General features: G+C 65.0%; 25 protein-coding genes. 11 read left to right on the forward strand and 14 right to left on the reverse strand.

Annotation, left to right across the window (positions count from 1 at the left end):
- Nucleotides 1–135 precede the first annotated feature (135 nt).
- Nucleotides 136–858 carry a 7-cyano-7-deazaguanine synthase QueC gene (queC, locus tag LQV39_RS09610; protein WP_230024691.1) on the forward strand — a complete coding sequence of 241 codons (723 nt, stop codon included), beginning with the start codon at nucleotides 136–138 and terminating at the stop codon, nucleotides 856–858.
- A gap of 7 nt (nucleotides 859–865) precedes the next feature.
- Complete coding sequence (locus tag LQV39_RS09615) at nucleotides 866–1,624, forward strand: metallophosphoesterase (RefSeq protein WP_230024693.1); 759 nt, start codon at nucleotides 866–868, stop codon at nucleotides 1,622–1,624.
- Between the two features lie 6 nt (nucleotides 1,625–1,630).
- Here the strand turns inward: LQV39_RS09615 and LQV39_RS09620 are convergent, their stop codons facing one another.
- A complete protein-coding gene (locus tag LQV39_RS09620) occupies nucleotides 1,631–2,008 on the reverse strand; it encodes a hypothetical protein (protein WP_230024695.1) in 378 nt (125 codons plus the stop codon).
- 218 nt (nucleotides 2,009–2,226) lie between these two features.
- Between LQV39_RS09620 and LQV39_RS09625 the strand changes: the two genes are divergently transcribed.
- The 5 genes from LQV39_RS09625 to LQV39_RS09645 all read left to right on the forward strand — a co-directional run bounded on the left by LQV39_RS09625 (nucleotide 2,227) and on the right by LQV39_RS09645 (nucleotide 6,789).
- Complete coding sequence (locus LQV39_RS09625; protein WP_230024697.1) at nucleotides 2,227–2,406, forward strand: hypothetical protein; 180 nt, start codon at nucleotides 2,227–2,229, stop codon at nucleotides 2,404–2,406.
- Between the two features lie 39 nt (nucleotides 2,407–2,445).
- Nucleotides 2,446–2,940 carry a hypothetical protein gene (locus LQV39_RS09630; protein WP_230024700.1) on the forward strand — a complete coding sequence of 165 codons (495 nt, stop codon included), beginning with the start codon at nucleotides 2,446–2,448 and terminating at the stop codon, nucleotides 2,938–2,940.
- 91 nt (nucleotides 2,941–3,031) lie between these two features.
- Nucleotides 3,032–4,999 (forward strand): GAF domain-containing sensor histidine kinase, encoded by a 1,968-nt coding sequence (locus LQV39_RS09635; protein WP_230024701.1) that lies wholly within the window; start codon nucleotides 3,032–3,034, stop codon nucleotides 4,997–4,999.
- A 54-nt stretch (nucleotides 5,000–5,053) separates the two neighbouring features.
- The gene (locus tag LQV39_RS09640) at nucleotides 5,054–6,244 is read left to right on the forward strand and encodes an EAL domain-containing protein (RefSeq protein ID WP_230024703.1); all 1,191 of its coding nucleotides are present in this window, start codon (nucleotides 5,054–5,056) and stop codon (nucleotides 6,242–6,244) included.
- A gap of 209 nt (nucleotides 6,245–6,453) precedes the next feature.
- Nucleotides 6,454–6,789 (forward strand): hypothetical protein, encoded by a 336-nt coding sequence (locus tag LQV39_RS09645; protein WP_230024705.1) that lies wholly within the window; start codon nucleotides 6,454–6,456, stop codon nucleotides 6,787–6,789.
- Between the two features lie 3 nt (nucleotides 6,790–6,792).
- On the opposite strand, the gene LQV39_RS09650 is transcribed toward LQV39_RS09645, so the two are convergent.
- From LQV39_RS09650 to LQV39_RS09660, 3 genes are all read right to left on the reverse strand, one after another.
- A complete protein-coding gene (locus LQV39_RS09650; protein ID WP_230024707.1) occupies nucleotides 6,793–8,991 on the reverse strand; it encodes an ATP-binding protein in 2,199 nt (732 codons plus the stop codon).
- A 124-nt stretch (nucleotides 8,992–9,115) separates the two neighbouring features.
- The gene (locus tag LQV39_RS09655) at nucleotides 9,116–10,621 is read right to left on the reverse strand and encodes an HD domain-containing phosphohydrolase (RefSeq protein ID WP_230024709.1); all 1,506 of its coding nucleotides are present in this window, start codon (nucleotides 10,619–10,621) and stop codon (nucleotides 9,116–9,118) included.
- Between the two features lie 198 nt (nucleotides 10,622–10,819).
- Nucleotides 10,820–11,569, reverse strand: coding sequence for a DNA-formamidopyrimidine glycosylase family protein (locus LQV39_RS09660; protein WP_230024716.1), 750 nt, complete (start codon nucleotides 11,567–11,569; stop codon nucleotides 10,820–10,822).
- Between the two features lie 159 nt (nucleotides 11,570–11,728).
- Between LQV39_RS09660 and LQV39_RS09665 the strand changes: the two genes are divergently transcribed.
- From LQV39_RS09665 to LQV39_RS09675, 3 genes are all read left to right on the forward strand, one after another.
- A complete protein-coding gene (locus LQV39_RS09665; RefSeq protein WP_230024723.1) occupies nucleotides 11,729–12,229 on the forward strand; it encodes a DUF3016 domain-containing protein in 501 nt (166 codons plus the stop codon).
- Between the two features lie 10 nt (nucleotides 12,230–12,239).
- Nucleotides 12,240–12,740 (forward strand): DUF3016 domain-containing protein, encoded by a 501-nt coding sequence (locus LQV39_RS09670; RefSeq protein WP_230024734.1) that lies wholly within the window; start codon nucleotides 12,240–12,242, stop codon nucleotides 12,738–12,740.
- Nucleotides 12,741–12,878: 138 nt separating this feature from the next.
- Nucleotides 12,879–13,382: a DUF3016 domain-containing protein gene (locus tag LQV39_RS09675; RefSeq protein ID WP_230024740.1), complete on the forward strand. Its 504-nt coding sequence runs from the start codon at nucleotides 12,879–12,881 to the stop codon at nucleotides 13,380–13,382.
- A 6-nt stretch (nucleotides 13,383–13,388) separates the two neighbouring features.
- On the opposite strand, the gene LQV39_RS09680 is transcribed toward LQV39_RS09675, so the two are convergent.
- The 8 genes from LQV39_RS09680 to LQV39_RS09715 form a co-directional block, all read right to left on the reverse strand.
- The gene (locus tag LQV39_RS09680) at nucleotides 13,389–14,468 is read right to left on the reverse strand and encodes a hypothetical protein (protein WP_230024747.1); all 1,080 of its coding nucleotides are present in this window, start codon (nucleotides 14,466–14,468) and stop codon (nucleotides 13,389–13,391) included.
- A gap of 12 nt (nucleotides 14,469–14,480) precedes the next feature.
- A complete protein-coding gene (locus LQV39_RS09685) occupies nucleotides 14,481–14,975 on the reverse strand; it encodes a hypothetical protein (RefSeq protein ID WP_230024754.1) in 495 nt (164 codons plus the stop codon).
- A 14-nt stretch (nucleotides 14,976–14,989) separates the two neighbouring features.
- Nucleotides 14,990–15,598, reverse strand: a complete 609-nt coding sequence (locus tag LQV39_RS09690; protein WP_230024761.1) for an RNA polymerase sigma factor — start codon at nucleotides 15,596–15,598, stop codon at nucleotides 14,990–14,992.
- 65 nt (nucleotides 15,599–15,663) lie between these two features.
- Entirely contained in the window at nucleotides 15,664–16,107 is a 444-nt protein-coding gene (locus LQV39_RS09695; RefSeq protein WP_230024767.1) for a thioesterase family protein, read from the reverse strand.
- A 17-nt stretch (nucleotides 16,108–16,124) separates the two neighbouring features.
- A complete protein-coding gene (locus LQV39_RS09700) occupies nucleotides 16,125–17,483 on the reverse strand; it encodes a M20/M25/M40 family metallo-hydrolase (protein WP_230024774.1) in 1,359 nt (452 codons plus the stop codon).
- Nucleotides 17,484–17,556: 73 nt separating this feature from the next.
- Complete coding sequence (locus tag LQV39_RS09705) at nucleotides 17,557–17,874, reverse strand: hypothetical protein (protein WP_230024781.1); 318 nt, start codon at nucleotides 17,872–17,874, stop codon at nucleotides 17,557–17,559.
- Complete coding sequence (locus LQV39_RS09710) at nucleotides 17,871–18,584, reverse strand: hypothetical protein (RefSeq protein ID WP_230024788.1); 714 nt, start codon at nucleotides 18,582–18,584, stop codon at nucleotides 17,871–17,873. Before LQV39_RS09710 ends, LQV39_RS09705 begins: the two co-directional genes overlap by 4 nt.
- Nucleotides 18,585–18,712: 128 nt before the next feature.
- Nucleotides 18,713–19,270 (reverse strand): DUF882 domain-containing protein, encoded by a 558-nt coding sequence (locus tag LQV39_RS09715; protein ID WP_230024795.1) that lies wholly within the window; start codon nucleotides 19,268–19,270, stop codon nucleotides 18,713–18,715.
- A gap of 231 nt (nucleotides 19,271–19,501) precedes the next feature.
- Between LQV39_RS09715 and LQV39_RS09720 the strand changes: the two genes are divergently transcribed.
- The gene (locus tag LQV39_RS09720; RefSeq protein WP_230024800.1) at nucleotides 19,502–20,056 is read left to right on the forward strand and encodes a PEP-CTERM sorting domain-containing protein; all 555 of its coding nucleotides are present in this window, start codon (nucleotides 19,502–19,504) and stop codon (nucleotides 20,054–20,056) included.
- Nucleotides 20,057–20,071: 15 nt separating this feature from the next.
- Here the strand turns inward: LQV39_RS09720 and LQV39_RS09725 are convergent, their stop codons facing one another.
- Complete coding sequence (locus tag LQV39_RS09725; RefSeq protein ID WP_230024802.1) at nucleotides 20,072–21,634, reverse strand: methyl-accepting chemotaxis protein; 1,563 nt, start codon at nucleotides 21,632–21,634, stop codon at nucleotides 20,072–20,074.
- A gap of 152 nt (nucleotides 21,635–21,786) precedes the next feature.
- Nucleotides 21,787–22,410, reverse strand: coding sequence for an ATP-dependent Clp endopeptidase proteolytic subunit ClpP (gene clpP, locus LQV39_RS09730; protein WP_230024804.1), 624 nt, complete (start codon nucleotides 22,408–22,410; stop codon nucleotides 21,787–21,789).
- Nucleotides 22,411–22,425: the final 15 nt, after the last annotated feature.

A 22,425-nucleotide genomic window follows, 5' to 3' on the forward strand; every position in this document is an offset into this window, starting at 1 on the left:
CGTGGTCGCGCCGGCGCTTGTGTCTCTACGTGGTCGGGTCGTGCGGGCAACATGTCTCTCCATTCTCAATCTGCCGGCCACATCTTAACGGAATGTTAAAACTGGCGGCGGACGCTTTAATTCAGGAATATCAACATGCATCAAGCTGATTCCGCGCTCGTCCTGTTCAGCGGCGGCCAAGACTCCACCACCTGCCTCGCCTGGGCCCTGCAACGCTACGAACGCGTGGAAACCATCGGCTTCGATTATGGCCAGCGCCATGCGATCGAGCTGGAAGTGCGCCCGACCGTGCTGGCCAGGATGCGCGCCCTGTCGCCTGAGTGGGACCGCCGCCTGGGCGAGGACCACATGATCGACCTGGGCCTGATCTCGAAGATCTCGGACACGGCGCTGACCAGCAATGTCGAGATCCAGATGCAGGAAAACGGCTTGCCGAACACTTTTGTGCCCGGCCGCAACCTGCTGTTCATGATGGTGGCGGCGACCGTGGCCTACCGCCGCGGCCTGATCGTGCTGGTGGGCGGCATGTGCGAGACCGATTTCTCCGGCTACCCGGATTGCCGCGACGACACCATGAAGGCGCTGCAAGTCGCCCTCAACCTGGGTATGGCCACGCGCACCAAGGTCGAGACCCCGCTGATGTGGATCGACAAGAAGCAGACCTGGGAACTGGCGGAGCAGTGCGGCGGCCAGGCCCTGGTCGACCTGATCCGCTTCGACACCCATACCTGCTACCTGGGCGAGCGCGGCGCCGCCCACGCCTGGGGCCACGGCTGCGGCACCTGCCCGGCCTGCGCGCTGCGCGCCCGCGGCTACGAGCAGTACGCGGCCGAACGCCAGGCGCGCATCGAAAGCTGATCCTGCCATGCGCCTCGCGCTGCTGACCGACCTGCACGCGAACCGCGAAGCCGTCGAAGCCTGCCTGGCGCATGCGGAGGGCCAGCGGGTCGACCAGTACGCCTTCACGGGGGATTTCGTCGGCTACGGCGCCGACCCGGCCTGGGTGGTGAAGACCGTGATGGATTACGTGGGGCGCGGCGCAGTGGCAGTGCAGGGGAACCACGATTATTCGGTGGTTCGCCCGGCCAGCCGGGAGCCCGTACGCCCGCAAATGCATGCCGAGGCGAGGGAAGTGATCGAGTGGACCCGCAGCCAGCTCGACCCCGGGCAGATGGCCTTCCTGGCCGACCTGCCGCTGACGCAAAAGCACGGCAACGCTTGTTTCGTCCACGCCAGCGCCTGGGAGCCGATCCGCTGGGAGTACGTCACCGGCGTCGAGGAGGCCGAGCGTTCGCTGAAGGCCAGCCGCAGCCGCATCGTCTTTTCCGGCCACGTCCACGCACCGGCTTTGTACCGCCGCGCCGACGATGGCCGCATGGGTTCACATGTTCCGCAGGCCGGCCAGCGCATCGCCCTGCAGCCCCAGCACCAGTATCTCGTCCTGCCCGGCGCCGTCGGCCAGCCCCGCGACCAGAACAACGCGGCCTGCTATGCGGTGTTCGACGACGAGGATAGAAGCATCACCTATTTCAGGATCCCCTACGATCACGGTGCGGCGGCGCGCAAGGTGATCGCAGCGGGTTTGCCGATCGTGTTCGCGATGCGATTGGTCGAAGGGATTTAAACCCGATCACACCGCGTGCTCGCGCATCATGCGGTTCTTGCGCGAGCGGCTCACCATGTACCAGATCAGGGCCAGCGGCAGCAGCAGGGGCAGCAGCAGGGGCGAGATCGCCAGGGCCAGCACCACGGCGCCGATGCCCAGGCCGCCGATCAGGATGATGCCGACGCCCGCGAACACCACCGCCAGCACCACGCCCACCACCAGCAGGACCAGCATCGCGATCAGGGTGCCGCCGCCCGCGAACAGCATCGCGATCAGGGCGCCGAGCGGACCGTCGAATTCATCGCCGTCGATGTTGACGACGGAGTCGCCGCCGAAGGCGAACACGTTCCACAGCAGCAGTGCGAACAGGAATGCGATGACGAAATAGGCGGTCTTTTTCATGATGGTCCTCTCTGAATGAATGTTATGTCCGTGTCGGCATGGTTCCAATGTATCTGTATCGCCTGGGGCGCTCCATCGGCTTGCGACAGGCTGCATTTTTCGGGGGGCGGGCGTGCATGGACGACCGACGAACGGTTAGAGAAATTGGCTGGAATCAAGCCTTGCATTGATGCTCATGAGGTCTATACTGACAGCCTGCTCTGTCGCAGGAGGACCTGATGCAATTTGCCCGATTCGACAGGGGTGGTCACAAGAATCCGCCATCGGCGCCACCGGCCATTCCGCCCATCATCATTACCCCGTTCAATAAACAGATCCCGAATCCGGCGATCGATCCGCGCATCAATCCGCCCGGCCCGCCCATCGTCCCGCCGCGCCGGCCCGATTGGCGGGTGTAAAATCTTGTCTTTGGGCGAAACGCCCCCAGATGGGATCCCATGAACGACGAAACACAAGAACAGCACGACGAGGACGCGCCTGTCCAGGAAGCCCGCCTGTGGCAGGACAACGGCTGGACCGCGCGCGTGATCAAGAACGAAGACGACGAAGGCTGGGCCGTTGCCATGTACAAGGAGGGCGAGGCCGAGCCGGCGCTGGTCGGCCCCTGGACCATGGGGCGCGACAAGAAAAACCCGAAGCCGCTCGACGTGAATGCCTTCAATACGCTGGTGAAAACGGCGCACGAAGTGCTGCGCCGCCACGAGCAGGCACTGCACGCAAAGCTGCACAAGAGCACCGTGGTCTCGACCGCGGACGGCGAGCTGAAGGTCACGCTCGACATCGTGCCGGACGAGGACAATCCCTACGCCATGCTGGCCGCCATCGACGAGATGGGCGAGCAGGTGGCGCAGGTGCGGGTCGCGCCCGACTTCAAGCTGTCGCCGGCCTCGGCGCTGGCCTGGGTGGAAAACGATTTCCGCGCACCGCGCTGAAATCGGCGCAAATAAGCCACACTTTCCTCCCGGCAGGCGCGCGAACTGCTAATATTTCCCGAATGCACTATTTCGTGTTTTAGGGGGATCGATGGAAAATCGTCTTGCGCGCCTGGAAGCGGTGCAGACCATGCTGCTCGACATTGGGCACCTGTCTGCCAGCTGCACCGACATCACCGAGTTCATCGGCGCCGTGCACCGCGCGCTGGGCCGCATCATGTATGCGGACAACTTCTACGTCACGCTGGCCGAGCGCGAGGATGGCACCGTGCGCTTCGTCTACTTCGTCGATACCGTCGACGACGGCCCGAGCCCGGACGAGCGCGTGCGCCTGGCCTCGCCCGAGCAGTCGCCGACCGCCTGGGTGATGCTCAACAAGCAGCCGCTGTCGATGACCGCCGACGAGGAACGCGCGCGCGAGAACGGCAGTACCTGGGGCACCGGCAGCGTCGCCGAGCACTGGATGGGCTGCCCGCTGCTCGACCAGCAGCACGAGGTGCTGGGCGCCATCGTGATCCAGAGCTACCTGCCCGAACACACCTATAGCGAAGAAGACCAGGCGCTGTTCGCCCTGATCGCCAACCACGTTTCCAACGCCCTGCAGGGCCTGCAGAGCATGGACCGCCTGGAGCGCGCCGTGCAGGAACGCACCGCGGCCCTGGCGCGCGAAGTGGCCGAGCGCCGCCGCGCCGAGCAGGTCCAGCACGCGCTGTACCAGATCGCCGACCTGTCCGCTTCCGCCCAGGGCACCGACGAGCTGGCCGCCAGCCTGCACCGCATCATCGGCGAGCTGATGGAGGCGAAGAATTTCCTGATCGCGCTGACCCATCCGGACACCGGCGAAATCAGCATCCCGTACTTCGTCGACGAAAAGGACCGCGAGGCGCCGAATAAACGCTTCCCCTTCGGGATCGGCATGTGCTCCTGGGTGCTCAAGACCCGGCAGGCCCAGCTGCACGACGCCGGCAGCTTCGCGCGCCTGGCCGCTTCCGGCAAGGTCAAGGAGCCGCTCGGCAATACCCAGATCGCCAGCTGGATCGGCGCGCCGATGCTGGTGCACGACAAGGCCTATGGCGTGATGGTGGTGCAGAGCTACGACCCGACCGTCCTCTACACCAAGACCGAGCTCGACCTGCTGGCCTTCATCGCCAGCCACGTGGCGGTGGCAATCGCCCGCATGCAGGCGGACCGCGCCATCCGCAAGGCCAAGGAAAGCCTGGAGAAGCAGAACGCGGCCCTGAACCAGGCCCTGACCCAGCTGCAGGAAGCGCAGACCGAACTGGTGCGCCAGGAAAAGCTCGCCTCGCTGGGCCAGATGGTGGCCGGCGTCGCCCACGAGATCAACACCCCGCTGGGCATCTGCGTGACCGCCACCAGCCACCTGGTGCAGGAACTCAAGCTGACCAAGGAAGAGCTGGCGGCCGGCGAGATGACGGAGGAGAGCCTGAACGGCTTCTTCGACGTGGTCGACCAGTCGCTGCGCATCATGACCACCAACACCCAGCGCGCAGCAAGCCTGGTGCGCAGTTTCAAGCAGGTGGCGGTGGACCAGTCCTCGGACAATATCCGCAACTTCAACCTGTGCAAGTACGTGGGCGAGATCCTGCTGTCGCTGCAGCCCAAGCTGAAGGGCAGGCCGGTAAAAGTGGCGATCGACTGCCCGGCCGACCTGGAAGTGGACAGCTTCCCGGGCGCGGTGTCGCAGATCCTCACCAACATGGTGGTCAACTCGCTGGTGCACGGCTTCGAGCGCGACCAGCCCGGCAACATCACGATCCGCGCCCGCCTCGAGGACGAAGACACGGTCGCCTTCGAATACGGCGACGACGGCGCCGGCATGGATGCGGACACCCTGTCGAAACTGTTCGATCCCTTCTTCACGACCAAGCGCGGCAGCGGCGGCAGCGGCCTGGGCGCCCATATCCTGTACAACCTGGTCACGGGTTCGCTGGGCGGTTCGCTGCACGTGGAGAGCAGCCCCGGCAAGGGCTTGCAGTATTTCGTGCGCTTTCCGCGCAAGGCCCGGCGCGCGGAGAACCCCGCAATCCTCCCAGCTTGACGCGGCGCACTGGCAGGCGGATAAAGGCTTATCCGCCACCATGGGAGCCTTGTCATGCCAACCATCACCGAGGCCGAGCTGGTCCAGGGCTTGCAGGACCATGAGTTCATCCTCTACTACCAGCCGAAAGCCTCGCTGATCACCAACCGCGTCGTCGGCGCCGAAGCGCTGGCGCGCTGGCGCAGGCGCGACGGCAGCGTGGTGTCACCGGCCGTGTTCATCCCCCTGATGCAGGAAACCGGCCTGCTGCGGCGGCTGACCCGCCAACTGCTGGCCCGGCTCATGCACGACATGGAAGGCGCGCTGGGGGCGGATATCCGCGTGTCCTTCAACGTCGGCGTCGATGACTTCGAAGACGATGCGCTCTGCGGCATGCTGCTCGACGCCATCCATAGTCACCGCCTGCTGGCAAGCAGTCTCGAACTCGAAGTCACGGAAACGCAAGCGCTGCAGTGCTGCGGCATCCTGCTGGCGCGCATCCAGGGCCTGCTCGATGCCGGCATCAGCCTGGCGATGGATGACTTCGGGACCGGCTATTCGAGCATCGACACACTGAGCAAGCTGCCCTTCACCACCATCAAGCTGGACCAGGGCATCGTCGGGCGCATGCTCGGCTCGGCGAAGGACGCGGCCATCGTGCGCTCGGCGATCCGGCTCGGGCACGAGATGGGCGTGGAGGTGGTGGCGGAGGGCGTCGAAATCCCGGCCCAGCGCGACTTCCTGATCGAATGCGGCTGCAAGCTGGTGCAGGGCTACCTGGTCAGTCCGCCGCTGCCGCTGGAGGCCTTCCGCGCCTTCCGCGCCAACGCCGGCAATGCCCACAGCTTTCCGGTCGGGCTGGTCCACCTGGCCATCCTCGACCACGTGCAGTGGCGGCGCCAGATGGTCAGCTATGCGGTCCAGCGCGCCACCTTGCCGCGCAACTGTCCGACGCGAAAGGCGGACGGCTTTCCCGAGATGAGCGTAACCCTTTGCGCGCTGGGCCGCTGGTATTTCGGCGACGGCCGCCACCTGTGCGCCACGCCCATCTACCACGCCATCGACGCGCCGCACCGCGAAGTGCACCGCATCGGCGAAGCCATCGTCGAGCAGGTGCGCCAGGGCGCGACCCTGGCCGAGCTGGCCGGCCTGCTGAGCACGATGAAGGCGGTGTCGACGACCCTGATCCGCCTGCTCGAGGATCTGGAAGACGCCGGCCTGCAGGAACTCTACAGGGAAGCCGCGATCGAGGCCGGGCCACCCTGAAGGCTGCATGACGTTCAAGATTTCACACTTCAGGCGCCGGTAACTAACAGTTTCCATACGCCAATTGTAATCGTGTTGCTTTCAGGCTTTTAACAATACCCAAATAACAACACGACCCCCTCGATGGTGATAGTTTTCCGCAAAGTAATTCCGTATAGTGTGCGGTGTCTGACCATAAAACCAACAAAATACACCCAAAACTACGGAAAATGTCACATAAATTTGCATTCAGTGCCTTCGCAGGCATTCTTCTTCTGTCCGGCTGCGCCGCGCTCACGCCTGCTACCGAAAGTCGCTATGTCAGCGCCGACGGCCAGCTCCAGATCCGTGGCGAACTGGTCGACAGCACCAGCGTCAAGATCTTCGTCAACGAGAACAAGGTCATCGATGAGCAAGTCTCGCTGATCCGCGGCGATGGCGAATTCGCCGGCACGTACGAGGGCAAGCGCGTCAGCGTGGATTGCTCGACCGCCGGCGGACGCAAGCTGCATGGCACCACCTGCACGGTGGCGGTCGGCGGCGAGCGCGTGCGCCTCAGCCTTTAAGCTTCAGCTTTTAAGGCGCGCCAGCAGTTCCACCAGCTGGTCGATCTCGTAGGGCTTGGCCAGCACCTGCACCCCCGGTACCTTGGCGCGCTGGTCGGTATAGCCGGTGGCCAGCACCACCGGCAGGCCGGGGCGGCGTTCGCGCAGGATGCCGGCCAGGTCGATGCCGCTGATCCGGCCCGGCATGACGATGTCGGAGAAAGCGACGTCGACGTCCAGTCCCGCCTCGATCATCGCCAGCGCGCGCTCGCCGTTGGCCGCCACCAGCACTTCGAAGCCCGCTTCCTCCAGTCCCTGCACCACCGCCTCGCGCACCAGTTCGTCGTCCTCGACGAACAGGATGCGGCCGCTGGCCTGCAGCGACTCGGCCGGTCCGCCGCGGCCCGGCACGGGTGACAGGGGCAGGGTCGAGCGCGGCAGCCAGAGTTCGACCCGGGTGCCCTCGCCGGGCGTGCTGGACAGCGCCAGCGAACCCTGCGACTGGGTGGCGAAGGCATAGGCCTGGGCCAGTCCCAGTCCGCTGCCTTTGCCGGCTTCCTTGGTGGTGAAGAAGGGATCGAGGGCGCGCGCCAGCACCTCCTGCGGCATGCCGGTCCCGGTGTCGCTCACCGTCACCAGCACGTAGTCGCCGCCGCTGCGCTCACGGGTCGGCTCCAGCGTGCAGTTGCGGGCCGCGATGGTGAGACTGCCGCCCGCCGGCATGGCGTCGCGCGCATTGATCGCCAGGTTGAGCAGGGCGAGGTCGAACTGCAGCGGGTCGACCGTCACCGGCCACAGGTCGTCCTCGCACTGCAGCTCGAGCGCGATCCCCTGCCGCAGCACGTTCCTGATCAACTGGATGGAGTTGCGCAGCTGTTCGCAGGGCGCCACCGTCAGCAGCTTGGCGTCCTGCACCCGGCCGAAGGAGCCGAGCTGGCCGGTGAGGGCGGTGGCGCGGGCGATGGTGCGCTTGCAGGTGTCGATCAGGTTCTGCACCTTGGGCTGCGTGGAGGTGAGCGCGGCCAGCTGCAGGGCCGTGGTCAGGGTCTGCAGCAGGTTGTTGAATTCGTGGGCGATGCCGCCGGTCAGGCGGCCCAGCGCTTCCATCTTCTGGCCGCGCATCAGGGCGGCCTGCGCGCGCTCGCTGGCCTCGACCGCCTCCTTCACGCGCTGCTCCAGCTCGGCCTGCGAGGCGCGGATCTGGCGGCTGGCCTCGGCCATGCGGCGCGCCACTGCGTCGATCTCGGCGATCTCCTGCGGCGCATAGGCCACTTCGCGGCCCTGGCCCAGGTCTTCGGCGCCGCGGCTCAGGTACTCGATGGGGGCGATGGCGCGGCGGCCGAAATGGCGGGCCAGCAGCACGGCCAGCACCAGCAGCGCGGCCATGATCGCGGCCAGGAACATGGCCGCATGCTGCGGCACGCGCCGGATTTCCGCGGACGGGATGGTGAGGATGACCTTCCACTCGGCGCCAGGCACGGTGCTGTAGAAAGCCTGCACCGGCAGGCCGGCCAGGTTCCGGCTGGTGAACACGCCTTCGCTGCTGGCGGCAAAATGGCGCAGGGCAAGGGCGCTCACCGAACGTCCGCGGTACTGGTCGGCGTCGCGCGAGCGTGCCACCACCTTGCCGCTGCGGTCGACGATGGAAGCTTGCCATTCGGCCGGGAAGCGCTGCCCGCCCATCAGCTCCTGCAGGTTGGCGGCGTTGAGCCCCATGTCCAGGAAATAGCGGATGCTGCCGTCGATACGGACCGGCACCTGCAGGACGACGTCGTAGCGGCCGCCGAAGGGCGCCTTGAACAGATCGGAGACGAGGGTGCGGTCGGCGCCATAGGTTTCCATCAGGGCGCCGATGTTCGAAAAGCGCCGCGCCGGCAAGGGCTTACCCAGCGGCACGCGCGTATTCAGCAGCTGGCGGCCGTCGGGCTCCATCAGGATGAGCGTGGTCTCCGGCGTCGGCGTCAGGCTTTTCGCGTGCTTGTAGAATTCTTCCAGGTTACCCTGGGCCAGGGCGGGCGAGCTGGCGAGCGCGTGCAGCATGCCTTCGTGCGCTTCCAGTTCATTGGCCACCAGCAGGGCGAAGGCGCGCGTGGTCTCCTTGACGCTGTTTTCCTGGGCGCGTCTTTCTTCGACGTAGACGTAGCCGACCGCCAGGCTTGCCGCCACGAGGGCGGGCACCAGGATGGCGAGAATGAGGATCAGCAGTCGGGTTCGGATGCGCATCGGAGCACGGTAAGGTCCGGGCAAGGCGCACCGGCGCCGCGTAGTCTACCTGACTATGATGTGTTTGTGCCGGTATGGCCGACAGACAAACTGGCCTGGCCAAACGCCAGGCCCTGGCCGGTGTTCAGTCCGGCCACAGGCGGTTGATCTCGGCCGCCTTGTCGATGTTCTTGATGAGCAGGTCGACGTATTTCGGGTCGAGATGCTTGCCCGCCACTTCGCGCAGGTAGTCGCGCACCTGTTCGACCGGCCAGGCCTGCTTGTAGCAGCGCTCGTGGGTCAGGGCGTCGAACACGTCGGCCACCGCCACGATGCGCGCATACGGGTGGATCTGCTCGGCCTTCAGGCCTTGCGGATAGCCGCTGCCGTCCCACTTCTCGTGGTGCTGGTGGGCGATCACGGCCGCCGCCTTCAGGATCGGACGCTGCGAGCCGTCCAGGATCTGCAGGCCGACGGTCGGGTGCTGCTTCATGATTTCCCATTCCTCGGGCGTGAGGCGGCCAGGCTTGAGCAGCACCGCGTCCGGGGTCGCGATCTTGCCGATGTCGTGCATCGGCGCCGCGTGCATCAGGACCGCGGTTTCGTCGTCGGACATGCCGGATTCCTGGGCCAGCAGGTGGCAGACCTGGGCCATGCGGCGCACGTGGTTGCCGGCTTCGTTCGAGCGCGATTCGACCACGTCGCCGAGGCGCAGGATCAGCTCGGCCTGGGTATCGGTGATTTCCTGGTTCAGCAGGATGTTGTCGAAGGCGATCGCCACGCCCGAGCAGAACACGTCGAGCAGCTGGACATCGATCTCGGAAATTTCCTCGACGCCTTTCAGCACCAGCAGCGACGCCTTGCCGCTGTTGTTCGGGAAGTAGCCGACATAGGTGTCGCCGTGCAGCTTGGAGATGCGGTTGTGGCGCGCCTCGTCGAGCTGGGCCACCAGTTCCGGGCCGATGTCGTTTTCGCCCATCTCGCCGATGCGGGCCAGGATCTCGTAGCGGCTCTCGCCGGTGATGAGGCTGGCGCCGGCCACGCGCAGCAGCATGCTCTGCTCGAGGCGCAGCAGGGCCACGACCTGCTGCAGCAGGCCGCTGGCGAAGTCCTTCAGGTTGCGCTGCTGGAAAATGTGGGCCGAGGCCGCGATCACGCGCTCCAGGCCTTCGCGGTAGGTCAGCTGCACGCGGCGCGCGTCTTCGACCTTCATGATGTCGCGGTAGGCGCGCAGGGCGGCGAAGGTGGTGGTGAACAGCTTGGTGCGGTCCAGCTCCGTCTTTTCCTTGTAGTCGTTGATGTCGTAGTCGACGATCACGCGTTCTTCCGGCGCCTGGCCAGGCTGGCCAGTGCGCAGCACGATGCGGGTGAACTGGTTGTCCAGCTCCTGGCGCATCCAGCGCGCCACTTCCAGGCCGCTGTCCTCGCGCTCCATCACCACGTCCAGGAACACCAGGGCGATGTCCTTTTCTCTCGCCAGCACTTCCTTGGCCTCGGCGCCGCTGTAGGCGTGCACGAAGCTCAGGCCGCGGCCGTCCAGGCGGAAGCGCGACAGGGTCAGCTTCGTGATGTCGTGGATATCCGGCTCGTCGTCGACGAGCAGCACCTTCCAGGGAGCAAGCTTGGGCGTGGCGGCAGACAGGAATGACATGACAATGTCCAGTATCGTGATGACGGCAGAAAAAAGAACGAATCTTGCGCTAAAGCAGTATTACTGGAAATCGATTGTAGTATGAGCAGTACCCATTAACAACAGGAAATATTGAATTGACCACGTAAAAAGTCACAATGCCGCAACGTGATGATTTGATAGTATTTGCAGGCTCAAAACGATTGCGGCCGCAATGGTTCAGCCGTAGCGCTTTTGGCAGCGCTCGCACCAGAAGCTGCGGCGGTTGGACTTGCCGAGATTGGCCTTGTGGAAGGGGATATGGCAGCGCGGGCAGATCTTCTTGGCGTGCGCCAGCCAGTGCTGCTTGAGGGTCCATTCCTTTTTCCAGGCCAGGAAGTCGAAGCTGTACGCGCGCGCCTGTTCGACCAGGGCGCGCAGCTTGGCGGGCGGCAGGGCGCCGACCGTGGACAGCGGGTGCAGGCGGATGCGGAACAGCACCTCGTTCTTGATGATGTTGCCGACCCCGGAAAAGATGTCCTGGTCGAGCAGGGCGTCGCAGACCAGCATGTCCGCGTTTTTCTTTGATTCTGCGCGCAGCTTCTTTCTGGCCTTTGCAGGGTTCCAGATGTCGGACATGACGTCCGCTTCCCAGTCGTAGAGGGCGTCGAGCTCGCAGTCGACCTCCTTCACCGAACAGGCATAGAAATTCAGGAAGCTGCCGTCGGCAAAATGCAGCGACAGGCGCGGCGGCTTGTCGCGCTCTTCGTCGATGCGGTAGGTGCCGAACAGCAGCATGTGGATGCGCACCGCCATGGTCGGCATCTGGATGAAGAACTGCTTGCCCCAGGTGCGCAGCGCCACCACCGGCTGGCCGATCAGGCGCGAGGTATCGATGGCCCAGGTATTGCCCTCGGCGCGCACGATGGTCTGGCCGACGAAGCGGGCAGTCTGTTCCTTCAGAATATAGAGCGATGGTCCTTCCGGCACGGCGGTCTCCCTTCGCTGCCATTCTCCGGCGGAAGAGCCTGCGGCCGATGTGCGCACACTAACAATCCATTACAAAGTGATGATGGAAACTGACGGACACAGGCGCTATATGAAGCGTATATTCATGGATAGAATATAAAACCACGAGAGGATAAGACGATGAAATCGCTGATGCAGAAGATGGTCCTGGCAGGCATGTTCGCGCTGGCGGCGGGCAGCGCCGGCGCCGCCACCACGGTGACCTACGTACAGCCCGACAAATTCATAGACCTGCCCTTCGTGCCCTGGGACCGCGAGGAAACCCTGAAGCAACTGACCGAGCACTTCACGAAGCTGGGCGACAGCCTGCCGCCGGGCCAGGACCTGCGCATCGAGGTCACCGACATCGACCTGGCCGGGCGCCTGATCCCGAACGCACGGGCGGGCCGCGACCTGCGCGTCCTGAGCGGACGGGCGGACTGGCCGCGCATCGAGCTGCGCTATGCCGTCGAACAGAATGGCCAGGTGCTGAAAAGGGGCGAGGCGCGCCTGAGCGACATGAGCTATCTCGATCACACCAACCGCTACTTCGACGGCGAAGCGCTGCGCTATGAAAAGCAGATGATCGATGAGTGGTTCGAGAAGACCATCGGGCCGCTGCCGCGCAACATCCGCCGCTAAGAGGAAGAATATGAAAGCGATTCTGCAACAGCTGGCGCTGGCAGGGGTGTTCGCCCTGGCGGCCGGCAGCGCCGCCGCGGCCGTGACGGTCACTTACACGGCGCCGGACAAGTATGCCGACGTGCCGCGCGACAGCGGCGAGCGCGACAACCTGATGAACGACCTGACCGACCACTTCACCTGGCTGGGCACGGCGCTGCCGCCGGGCCAGGACCTGCGCATCGAGGTGCTCGACATCGACCTGGCCGGCCGCGAGGAGCCGAGCGCCCGCGCCGTGCGCGACGTGCGCGTGATGCGCGGCGGCGCCGACTGGCCGCGCATGCGCCTGCGCTACGCGGTGGAGGCGAACGGCCAGGTGCTCAAAAGCGGCGAAGCCCAGCTTTCGGACATGGACTACATGGCCAAGGTAAGCCGCTATTCCGAAGACCAGCCGCAGCGCTATGAAAAGCAGATGATCGACCGGTGGTTCGAAAAGAACATCGCTCCGCTGCCGAGGGGCGATCGCCGCTGAAGACCCTGCATCGCTGCACCGATCCCGCGCCGGCTTCTCTGCCGGCGTTTTTGTTTAAGCACCAACATTTCGATACATACGGGCGCGCTGACCGGCGTATATTGAACAGGGCAGTCAACTTCGAGAGAGGATAACAAGATGAGATCCATGATGCATAAAGCAGCATTGGCAGCCTTGTTTGGACTGGCTGCCGGCAGCGCCGGCGCCGCCGTGACCGTGAATTACGTGGCGCTGGAACAGTATCCCGACCTGCCGCGCCTGGAGGCGGACCGCGAGGACCTGCTGAAGGACCTGAGCCGGCATTTCGTGAAGCTGGGCCACAAGCTGGCGCCGGGACAGGACCTGCGCATCGAGGTGCTCGACCTCGACCTGGCCGGGCACCTGATCCCTGGCGTCCTTCGGGGCAAAGACGCGCGCATCCTCGGCAACCTTGCTTCCGATGGGCCGAGCGTGACGATGCGCTATTCCCTGCAGCAGGACAATCAGGTGGTCTACAGCGGCGTCGTCACACTGCTGGATCCGCACTACCTGCAGCACCGGCCGCGCTACTGGGACAATGTGCCGCTGCGCTATGAAAAGACAATGATCGACGACTGGTTCGAGCGCAGCTTCCCGCAGCCGTCGCTCCAGGCCAGCCGCTGAAGGGAATTACTGCCTGGTCAGCGGATCCTTGACCGTGTAGTCGGACGGCACTGTGAACAGGCTGGCCGCCGGTTCCTCGCGTTTCAGATTGTCCAGGCGCAGCACGGTGTCGCCGCTGCGCGGGTCGCTGTGCCTGGTATAGACGGTGACCTGCAGGTCCGGCGCATACCAGGTCTCGTCCGCGACCACGATGGGGTTGCGGTTGCCGATCTCGCCGGCCGGGATCTCGTAGCTGCGCAGTTTGCCTTCCGCCTTGACGCCGTTGAAGTCGCGGCTGCCGAGATCCTTGGTGGTGGCGTTCTTCGCCCATTTCATGTCGCCGAAGGCGCCGGCGGTGAGCGGCGCCAGGCGCACCTGCACGTCGCGCAGGGCCGCGCTGTTTTCTTCCAGCGCCTTCGATACCTGGACGCGCACGTTTTCGCGGATGTGCTCGCGGGTTTCGGCATTGACGCGGGCGACGCGCCTGACGATGATCTCTTCGCTGCCGTCCTCGAGCTTGCGGCGTTCGACGCTCGGCAGGGTGCCGTCCTTGCGCATCCGTTCGATCTGGGCGCGCGCCGCCTCGCCGGCCTTGCGCGCTTCTTCGCTTGCCTTGCGGCCTGCCTCGGCCGCCTTGCGGGCCGTTTCGGCCACGGCGCGGCGGGCTTCCGGGCTCAGTCCCATCTTCATCGCGGTATGGTCTTTCGGGTTCAGGATCCAGGAACTGCCGGCCGGATCCTCGATCTTGATGACCTTCAGCTCGCCCTTGCCGTCGCGGATTTCCTGGCGAGTGCGGCCGGCGCTGTCGCGGTAGAACATGGTCGTGTGCTGCTCGACGATCTGGTTGCCGTCCGACAGATTCTGCTGGCGTTCCGACACCATTTGCGCGCTGTACGGGGCGTTCTTGATCGAGCGCTCATGCGGTCCGCGGAAGAGGGTGAACGTGGCCGGGCCGACCGCGCTGAAGCTGTCGCCGACGCGCACGAACTTGTCGGCCTGGACCTTGAAGGTCGCGGCGCGCGGATCGTCGGTGGGGCCTTCCTCGGCCAGGGCAGGGAAGGCCAGGCTGGCCAGCAGTGCGGCAATCATCAGTTGGTTGGTCTTCATGGCATCCTCTGTTTAATTGATGGAAGTCAGTCGCACGGCCAGCGGCTGGCCGTCGGCGCCGAGCAGCATCTCGGCCTTGACGGTATCGCCGGCGTTTTCCGGCGTGAGGGGGATCCCCAGCGACGCAAGGCTGCTGCGGGATACTTCGGTTTCGACCACGCGCGGCGCCGGTTCGCTTTCGATGCGCTCGGGCGATTCGAGGGCGATGAACAGGCCGCCGCCACCGTCGCGCGACACCAGGGCGCGGCTGCCGGCGTCCGGATCGGCGATCAGACGCGGGTTATGCAGCACCAGGCCGAATACGGTGAGGGCCGTGACCGCCGTCGAGAGGCCGCCGGCCAGGGCCCAGCGCTTGAGTGCCAGCGTCCGGTACCAGCGCTTCTTTTGCGGAAACTGGCGGGCAAAAGCCTGCAGCAGCTCTTTCTCGACGCCGCGCGGGGCGTCCAGCTTCGCCATCTCGGCGCGCAGGGCGTCGAACAGCGGGTCGGTCGGGTCTCGGTTGTCCATGGTGCGGATCCTTCTCATGCTTGCGCCAGGTCGGGCGCGGTGCGCCATCCGGCCAGGCGCCTGGCCAGGGCTGCGCGGCCGCGCGACAGGCGCGAGCGCACGGTGCCGATGTCGACCTGGCAGATGCCGGCGATCTCGGCGTAGGAAAGTTCGTGCATTTCGTACAGGATGACGACGTCGCGGTAATGCGGCGCCAGGTGGGCCAGGGCGCGCCGCACCTGCTCGGCGGCCTCGTTGTCCAGCACGCGCGCCAGCGGGCCGCCGTCATCCATTGGCAGATCCAGTTCGGCATCGTCGTCGCCGTCCTGCGCGGCCTCGATCGCGGGCAGGGCCACGTGGCGCTGGCGGCCTTCCTCCAGCTTCAGGATCAGGTTGCGCGCCACGCCGAACAGGAAGGCCTGCAGCGGGCCGCGCAGCGGATCGAAGCGGAAGCGTTCGGTCAGCAGGCCCATGAAGGCTTCCTGCACCACGTCGGCGGCGGTGGCGTCCGAGCCGCAGCGCAAGAGCGCAAAACGGTACAGCGGACCCTGGTGGCGCCGGTAGAGCGCCGAGAAGGCGTCCGCAGCGCCGCCGCGCATGGCGCGCAGCAGGTCGGTGTCGTTGGTAGTGGCGGTCGTGTTCATGGGTATCGGTATTTACCCATATTCCGCCCAGGAACTAAAAAAGTTCCAGCTATTTTTGAATCTTTTTAATCGATCCAGTTCACGCGGTCGAATTTATTGCGGAAGTCTTCAGACATGGCCACGACCTGACTGGTCTTGTAATTGAAGAAGACGAAGCCCTGCTTGGCCATGGCCACCAGTTTCTTGTCCTTCGGGCGGCTGATGCGGAAGATGATGTCGCCGCCGTACTTGTTGAAGTCCATGACGCCGACTTCGAACAGCAGCTGGTCGCGCGCATGCGCTTCGGCGCGGTAGGTGGTGGCCAGGTCGGTGACGATGATGCCGGTGCCGTCGCGCTCGGTTTCGGGGACGCCGAACTCGAACAGGAAGCGGGCGCGCGCCTCGGAGATCATCGAGATCATCGAATCGTTGCCGAGGTGGTTGGCGGCATTGATGTCGGTGACGCGCACCGTCAGCAGGCTCGTGTAGTAGTACTGGTCTTCGGGAAAATCTAAATGTAAGCGTGCCATGCGATAAAAATAAAGTCTCAGTCTTGGCGGGTCAGGCGGTAGATCAAAAGTGCTGCACGGATCGCGCTGCGCTCGATGGATGCCACTTCCAGGCTTTCGTTCGGCGAATGCGCGCCGCCGCCGCTGGCGCCCAGGCCGTCGAGGCTGTCGATGAAGGGCGCGACGAACTGGATGTCGCCGGCGCCGCGCGACTCTGGCGGCACCGCGCCGATCGGTCCCAGGCCGGCGTCCTGGCTGGCGCGCGAATATTGTTCCAGCACCTTCAGGTTGCCGGGCGTGACCGCCATCGGCGGGTAGGAATCCCGGAAAGCGATGCTGGCGCTGGCGCCGGGCAGGCTCTGGCTGACGATCTCGCGCATGCGCGCCTGGGCGCGGTCGCGCTGGGCGTAGTCCAGGTAGCGCAGGTCGCCTTTCACGGTGACGGTGTTCGCGATGACGTTGGTCTTGCCGAAGGCGGTGCCGCGCGAGTGTTCGTCGTCGAAGGAGACTTCGGTGCCGCCCAGGATCACGCCAGGGTTGAAGGTCAGCCCCGGTTCCACCACCTGCTGGCGGAAGGCGTCGAGAATGCGCGCCGCCTCGTAGACGGCGCCATAGCCGCCCGGGCCGAACACGCCCATCGAGTGCGCTTGGCGTCCCTTGACTTCCAGCTCGAAGAAGGCGGTCGAGCGGCGGCCCACGGTGGCGGCCGCCATGCCGTCCTTGTTGGTGATGCTGCCTTCGAAGCTGAGGGCGACGTCGCTGCGCTTGGCCAGCTGGACCATGTCGCCGCGCGAGATGGTTTTCGGATTGCCGGCTTCTTCCTCGTCGCCGGTGAGCATGACGGCGATGCGCCTGCCCTCGAGCGCGCCCACCCGCTTCAGCGCGCGCAGGGCTTCGACGATGACGACGTCGCCGCCCTTCATGTCGGATACGCCCTGGCCCTTGATGCGGCGGACGCTGCCGTCGGCTTCAGGCTGCGGTTCCCAGGCCGGGGTCGTATTGCCCGGCTCGAAGACGGTGTCGAGGTGGCCGAGCAGCATCAGCCGTTTTCCGCGGCTGTCGCGATTCGCGGGGAGCTCGGCCAGCAGGTGGCCGGCGCGCTGCATCTCGGGCGGTAGATCGATCCAGCGGGTCTTGAAGCCGAGCTCGTCGAACTGGTCGCGGAACAGCTTGCCGACGGCGCGCACGCCCGCGTGGTTCATCGTGCCGCTGTTGATGAGGACGCTTTGCCGGAGCAGCTCCAGGGCTTGCGGGGCGTGGGCGTGGATTTCGGCCACGATCTGCTGTTCCACCGGGCTCAGCTGCTGAGTCGCCGGCTGGGCGGCTTCCTGCGCCCCCGCCAGCTGCACCGTCATGGCCGCCGCCAGCGCCAGCATTGTCTTTACGCTCCCGCGCATCGGATCTTTCCAGAAATAAGGATGCTCAACTGTACACCGATTCAGGTCGGCCGGCTGTATGGACATGGCCGATTCAGCGCGGCTTGTCGGTGGGGTAGGGCGGCCGCCGGCGCATTTTCTGGACGGTGCCGGCGCGGTCCAGCAGCAGCACCAGCTCGGTGTGGCGGCCGCCGCCGGCATCGGCTTCGTACAGCCAGACCTCCATGCCGCTGTCGAAGCCGACTGCCTTGGTAGGGCCGAAGGCGGCCAGCAGTTCGGCGCGGGTGGTGCGGCCGGGCACGACCAGCTGGGCAAAGCGATCCTCGGCGACGATCTTGCCGGGTTCGTTCGAGCCGGTGGCGCAGCCCGCCAGCGCGAGCGCCATGGCGGATAGGGCGAGCAGGCGCCTCATGGCTTCACCTCCGCCGAAGGCTCATCCATGTACTCGAAGCTGACCAGGGTATCGTCCGGCCAGCTGCGGTCCCAGATCGGCGCGTAATAGGTGCGGTCGAGCAGGACCTGGCAATCGCAGAAGGGCAGCATCTCGCGGGTCTGCTCGCCGCCGGCGTAGAGCATGCGGAAGGGCAGGATCTCGCTGCGCTCGCCGGCGCGCAGGATCACCGAAAAGACAGGGCGCTCCGTAAAGAACAGGAAATTGCCGTCCGGGCTGTTGCAGACCTGTTCCGGCGTCGTGAGGGCGTTCGAGATCCAGCCGAACAGCGGCGAACTGTTCGACACCAGGCCTGCCTCCATGCCGACCAGGCATTCCAGCCGCAAGTCGCCAAGGCGCCGCGTACCGGGAGGCAAGCCGGGCGTGATGACCTGGGCGCGCCAGGTCATGCTGGTGGTCTTGCGGTTGGCGATCACGGCGGCGTCTTCGCGCAGGGCCTGCTCGTTGCGGGGCAGGGTGAAGGTGTTGTCGTCCGCCACAGCAATCGGCAGGGCGATGTGGTCGCCGAGCGCGCGCAGCGTGATGCCGTGCATGTTCACGCCGGGCGTGCGCGGCAGCAGGTGGAAGCGCAAGCTGGCCCGGGGCGCCAGCGCGTGCTCGCGCTCGAAGCGTTCCATGCCGCGGATCATCTTGCGATAGGACTTGTCGACCGGATCGCGGGTCGACGTCACCGTGACGGTTTGTGGCTTCGGTTCAGCCGAAGCCTGAGTCTGCCCCTGCTGCGCCAGGGCCATTGCTGGCCAGGCACAGCAGAGCAGGACAGGCAGGAGGCCGCGCAGCCGCCGCATCGTCGAGCGGCTTACCAGTGGCGGACGCGGCCGACGTCCATGTGGACGAATTGCGAGTCCGGGTAATAGCCGACCCCGCCCGCTTTTTGCGACATCGCGATCTTGTGCAGCTTGGCAATATCCTGGCCCGGCACGCGGACGTCGATGGCCTTGCCTTCCATGTGCAGGCTGTGTTTCGCCACGCCGCTCGTGTTTTCGTGCAGCTTCGCATTCGTTTCCGGCGAACGGTAGCCCGAAATCACGTGCAAGGTCGGATGGCTGCCGTACTGGGCGCTGATGCGGTCGAGCAGGACCAGCAGCTGCGGATCAATGGCCGAAATCTTGTTATTGCGGTGGTCGCGCAGCAACTTGTTGATGTCCTGCAGCGCTTCCGGAATGAACTGGCCTTCCGCCCAGAAAATGCTGCGCAGGCTCTCGCCGGTGTGGGTGTTATAGAGGCGCAAGATGCGCTCGTTCGGGGGCGCCGTACCCGGAACGGTGGCGGCCCTGGCGGATTTGATGACTGCCGGCGCCCCGATCACGGAAGCCAGCATGGCGGAGCTTTTGAGGAAGGAGCGTCGTTGGTTCATGAGCTTTCCCTTGTGCTGTTCGTCAAGGGGACATCATACGCCTCATGCGCAGGGGGTGCAGCGGATAAGTTCCCTAGGGGGTGTCAGCCTAGAACTACAACTGTCGAAATTTTTTACATAGGGAAAATTTTTGACGATCGTCCTCGGCCAAGCAATTGATTCCTAATGAAATATTTGTTAGGCATAAAAATTGCTTCAAATAAATTATTGCGCTATAACACCAGAGAACACATGAACGGGACTCTTCGCAACATCGCCGCCGGCCTCGCCATGGCAACCGCCATGGCCAGTGCGCACGCCAACCTCATCGTCAACGGCGGTTTTGAGCAGGGCTTGAGCGGCTGGACGTGCAGCGACGCCGACTACTGCGCGACAGAGAGCAGCGGCAAGCCTGGGAAGGCCCTGGTCGGCTTCGACAATACCGGCTACACCTCGCTTTCCCAGGACGTCGCTACCGTCGCTGGCGGCATCTACGAGTTGCGCTTCGATTCCAAGGCCAACTTCCTTCGCGGTAATGAGATCGGTTACAGCTTCAAGGGCTTCAGCGACGTGACCTGGGTGCCGATCACACTCGACTACACCCAATCGAGCGGCAGCTTCACGGCGACCGGCAAGCTCACGCGCGTAGCGTTTTTCCTGGCGACCGACCTCAACAGCGGCACCTTCTTCATCGATAACGTGTCGCTGGAACGGACCGGCACCGCGGTACCGGAACCGGGCGCGCTGGCCCTGCTGGGCCTGGGCCTGGCCGGCCTCGCGGCAGCCGGCCGCCGGCGCAGGGCCTGAGCGGGCCGCTTCAACTTACGCCAAACCAAGCACGGGAGCGGCTTTCTCCGACGTGCGGAACTTGCCGACCTGATCCGACAGGCGTTTCGATTGCTCGTTCAGCGAGTGCGCGGCCGCGCTGGCCTGTTCCACCAGCGCCGCGTTCTGCTGGGTCAGGCCGTCCACGTGGGACATGGCCTGGTTGATCTCGCGGACATGCACCGCCTGGCTTTCGCTGGCGCTCCCCATGTCCTGCATGGTGGCGGCGAGGCGGGTGACGTCCTCGACGATGTGATCCATGGTCTGGCCAGCCTTGCCGACCAGCGCCGAGCCGGAGGCGATGGCCGCGGTGGATTCTGCGATCAACGCCTTGACTTCCTTCGCCGCGATGCCGGAGCGTTGCGCCAGGGTCCGCACTTCGCTCGCGACGACGGCAAAGCCCCGTCCCTGTTCGCCGGCGCGGGCAGCTTCCACGGCCGCATTCAGGGCCAGGATATTGGTCTGGAAGGCGATGCCGTCGATGACGCCGACGATATCGACGATGCGGGCGGAGGCGGCGTCGATGGTTTGCATTCTGGCGATGACTTCGCCCATCACCTGGCCGCCTTCGCTGGCGACCGAGGAAGCAGCGGTCGCGGCGCTGCCCGCCGCGCGCGCCGCGTCCGCATTCTTCCGCACGGTATTCGTCAGCGTCTCCATCGAAGCCGTCGTCTGTTCCAGCGAAGACGCCTGCGCTTCGGTGCGGCGCGACAAATCGGTATTGCCGGCCTCGATCTCGCCGGTAACCTGCGAAATCGAGGTCGCGCCATCCCGTACTTCGCGGACGATGCGTTCCAGGCCGAGCCGCATGCGGTCCAGCGTGCGCATCATGGAGCCGAGTTCATCTTTCGAATCCGAATCGAGGCGCACGGCCAGGTTGCCGCACTCGACGGCTTCGGCGAAGGCGCAGGCTTGTCCGATCGGACGGGTGATGCTCAGCGTGACCCGCAGCGCCAGCAGCGCCGCCAGCATTACCGCGACGGCCGAGATGGCGATCACGATCCAGTTGGACTGGGCCGTGACGGTATCCACGGTCCGGCTGGCGTGGCCCATGTCGGCCTCGATCGACTTGATGACCGCGTTCACGTCGACGACGATGCGGCGGCGCAGGGGGCTGCACTCGTTGACGAGGAAGGCGGCATAGCCCGGCATGTCCTTCGCTTCGCGATACTTGCGCGGGCGGTCGAGTTCCTTCGCCATCTGGCGCAGGCCGTCTCGCGCCTTGATGAAATCGGCCCGGCTGCCCAGCTGGGCATCAAGGGCCTGCAGGCGCTGCAGGTAGCGCTCGCGGTACTGCTCCACCAGCACAAGTTCGGCCTGGGCCTGCTGGTCGTCGCCGATGACGAAGGCGTTGCGTGCGGAGATGCCGGTCTGGGCCAGCGATTCGCGGATGTCGTACAAGGGCGCCAGCTGGTTCTCGCGGATGGCGGTGGCCTGGGCGATCGTGGCTGCGGTAGCGCCCAGACGGCTGAGCGAAATCGCGGCGATGGCGAGCATGAGCACGACGACGGCACCGAAGCAGATCGCGAGGCGGGGACCGATTTTGAGATGTTTGAACACGGCGGATGCCTGTTGCGTAGTGGTAGTAAGAGTTTTAGATTACGCTCATCTATTTGCGATGCATCATTGACCTCCAAAATTTCGGCGATCTTTAGGCAAACTGTCATTACAATGTTTCACGAAAGCAAAGAAACGTGAGCAAGCTGCCATGTTTAGAGTGCCGGGCCGGATCCGCGCGCCGTCAGCACACGGTCGATCAGCCCATATTCGACACCCTGCTGGGCCGACATGTAATTGTCGCGGTCCGAATCCTTTTCGATCTGCGCCAGCGTCTGCCCGGTGCGCTCGGCCAAAAGGGTATTCAAGCGGTGCCGCTGATAAAGCACTTCTCTCGCCTGGATCTCGATGTCGGACGCCACGCCCTGCGAGCCGCCGTGCGGCTGGTGGATCATGATGCGGGCATTCGGCAGCGCGAAGCGCTTGCCGGTGGCGCCCGCCGCCAGCAGGAAGGAGCCCATGCTGGCGGCAAAGCCCGTGCATAGCGTGGACACGTCCGGTTTGACGAACTGCATCGTGTCGTAAACTGCCATGCCGGCATACACCGAGCCGCCCGGCGAGTTGATGTAGAGCGCGATGTCCTTGTCCGGATTGTCCGACTCCAGGAACAGCAGTTGGGCGACGATCAGGTTGGCCGACTGCTCCGTCACCTCGCCGACCAGGAAGACCACGCGCTCCTTCAGCAGGCAGGAATAGATGTCGAAGGCGCGTTCGCCGCGGCCGGTCTGTTCGATGACGGTGGGGACCAGGCCAAGCGCCCGTGGGGAATGTGCAATCATGATCGTCCTTTCGCG

Source organism: Massilia sp. Bi118, from assembly GCF_918697865.1.
Classification (GTDB): Bacteria; Pseudomonadota; Gammaproteobacteria; order Burkholderiales; family Burkholderiaceae_D; genus Telluria.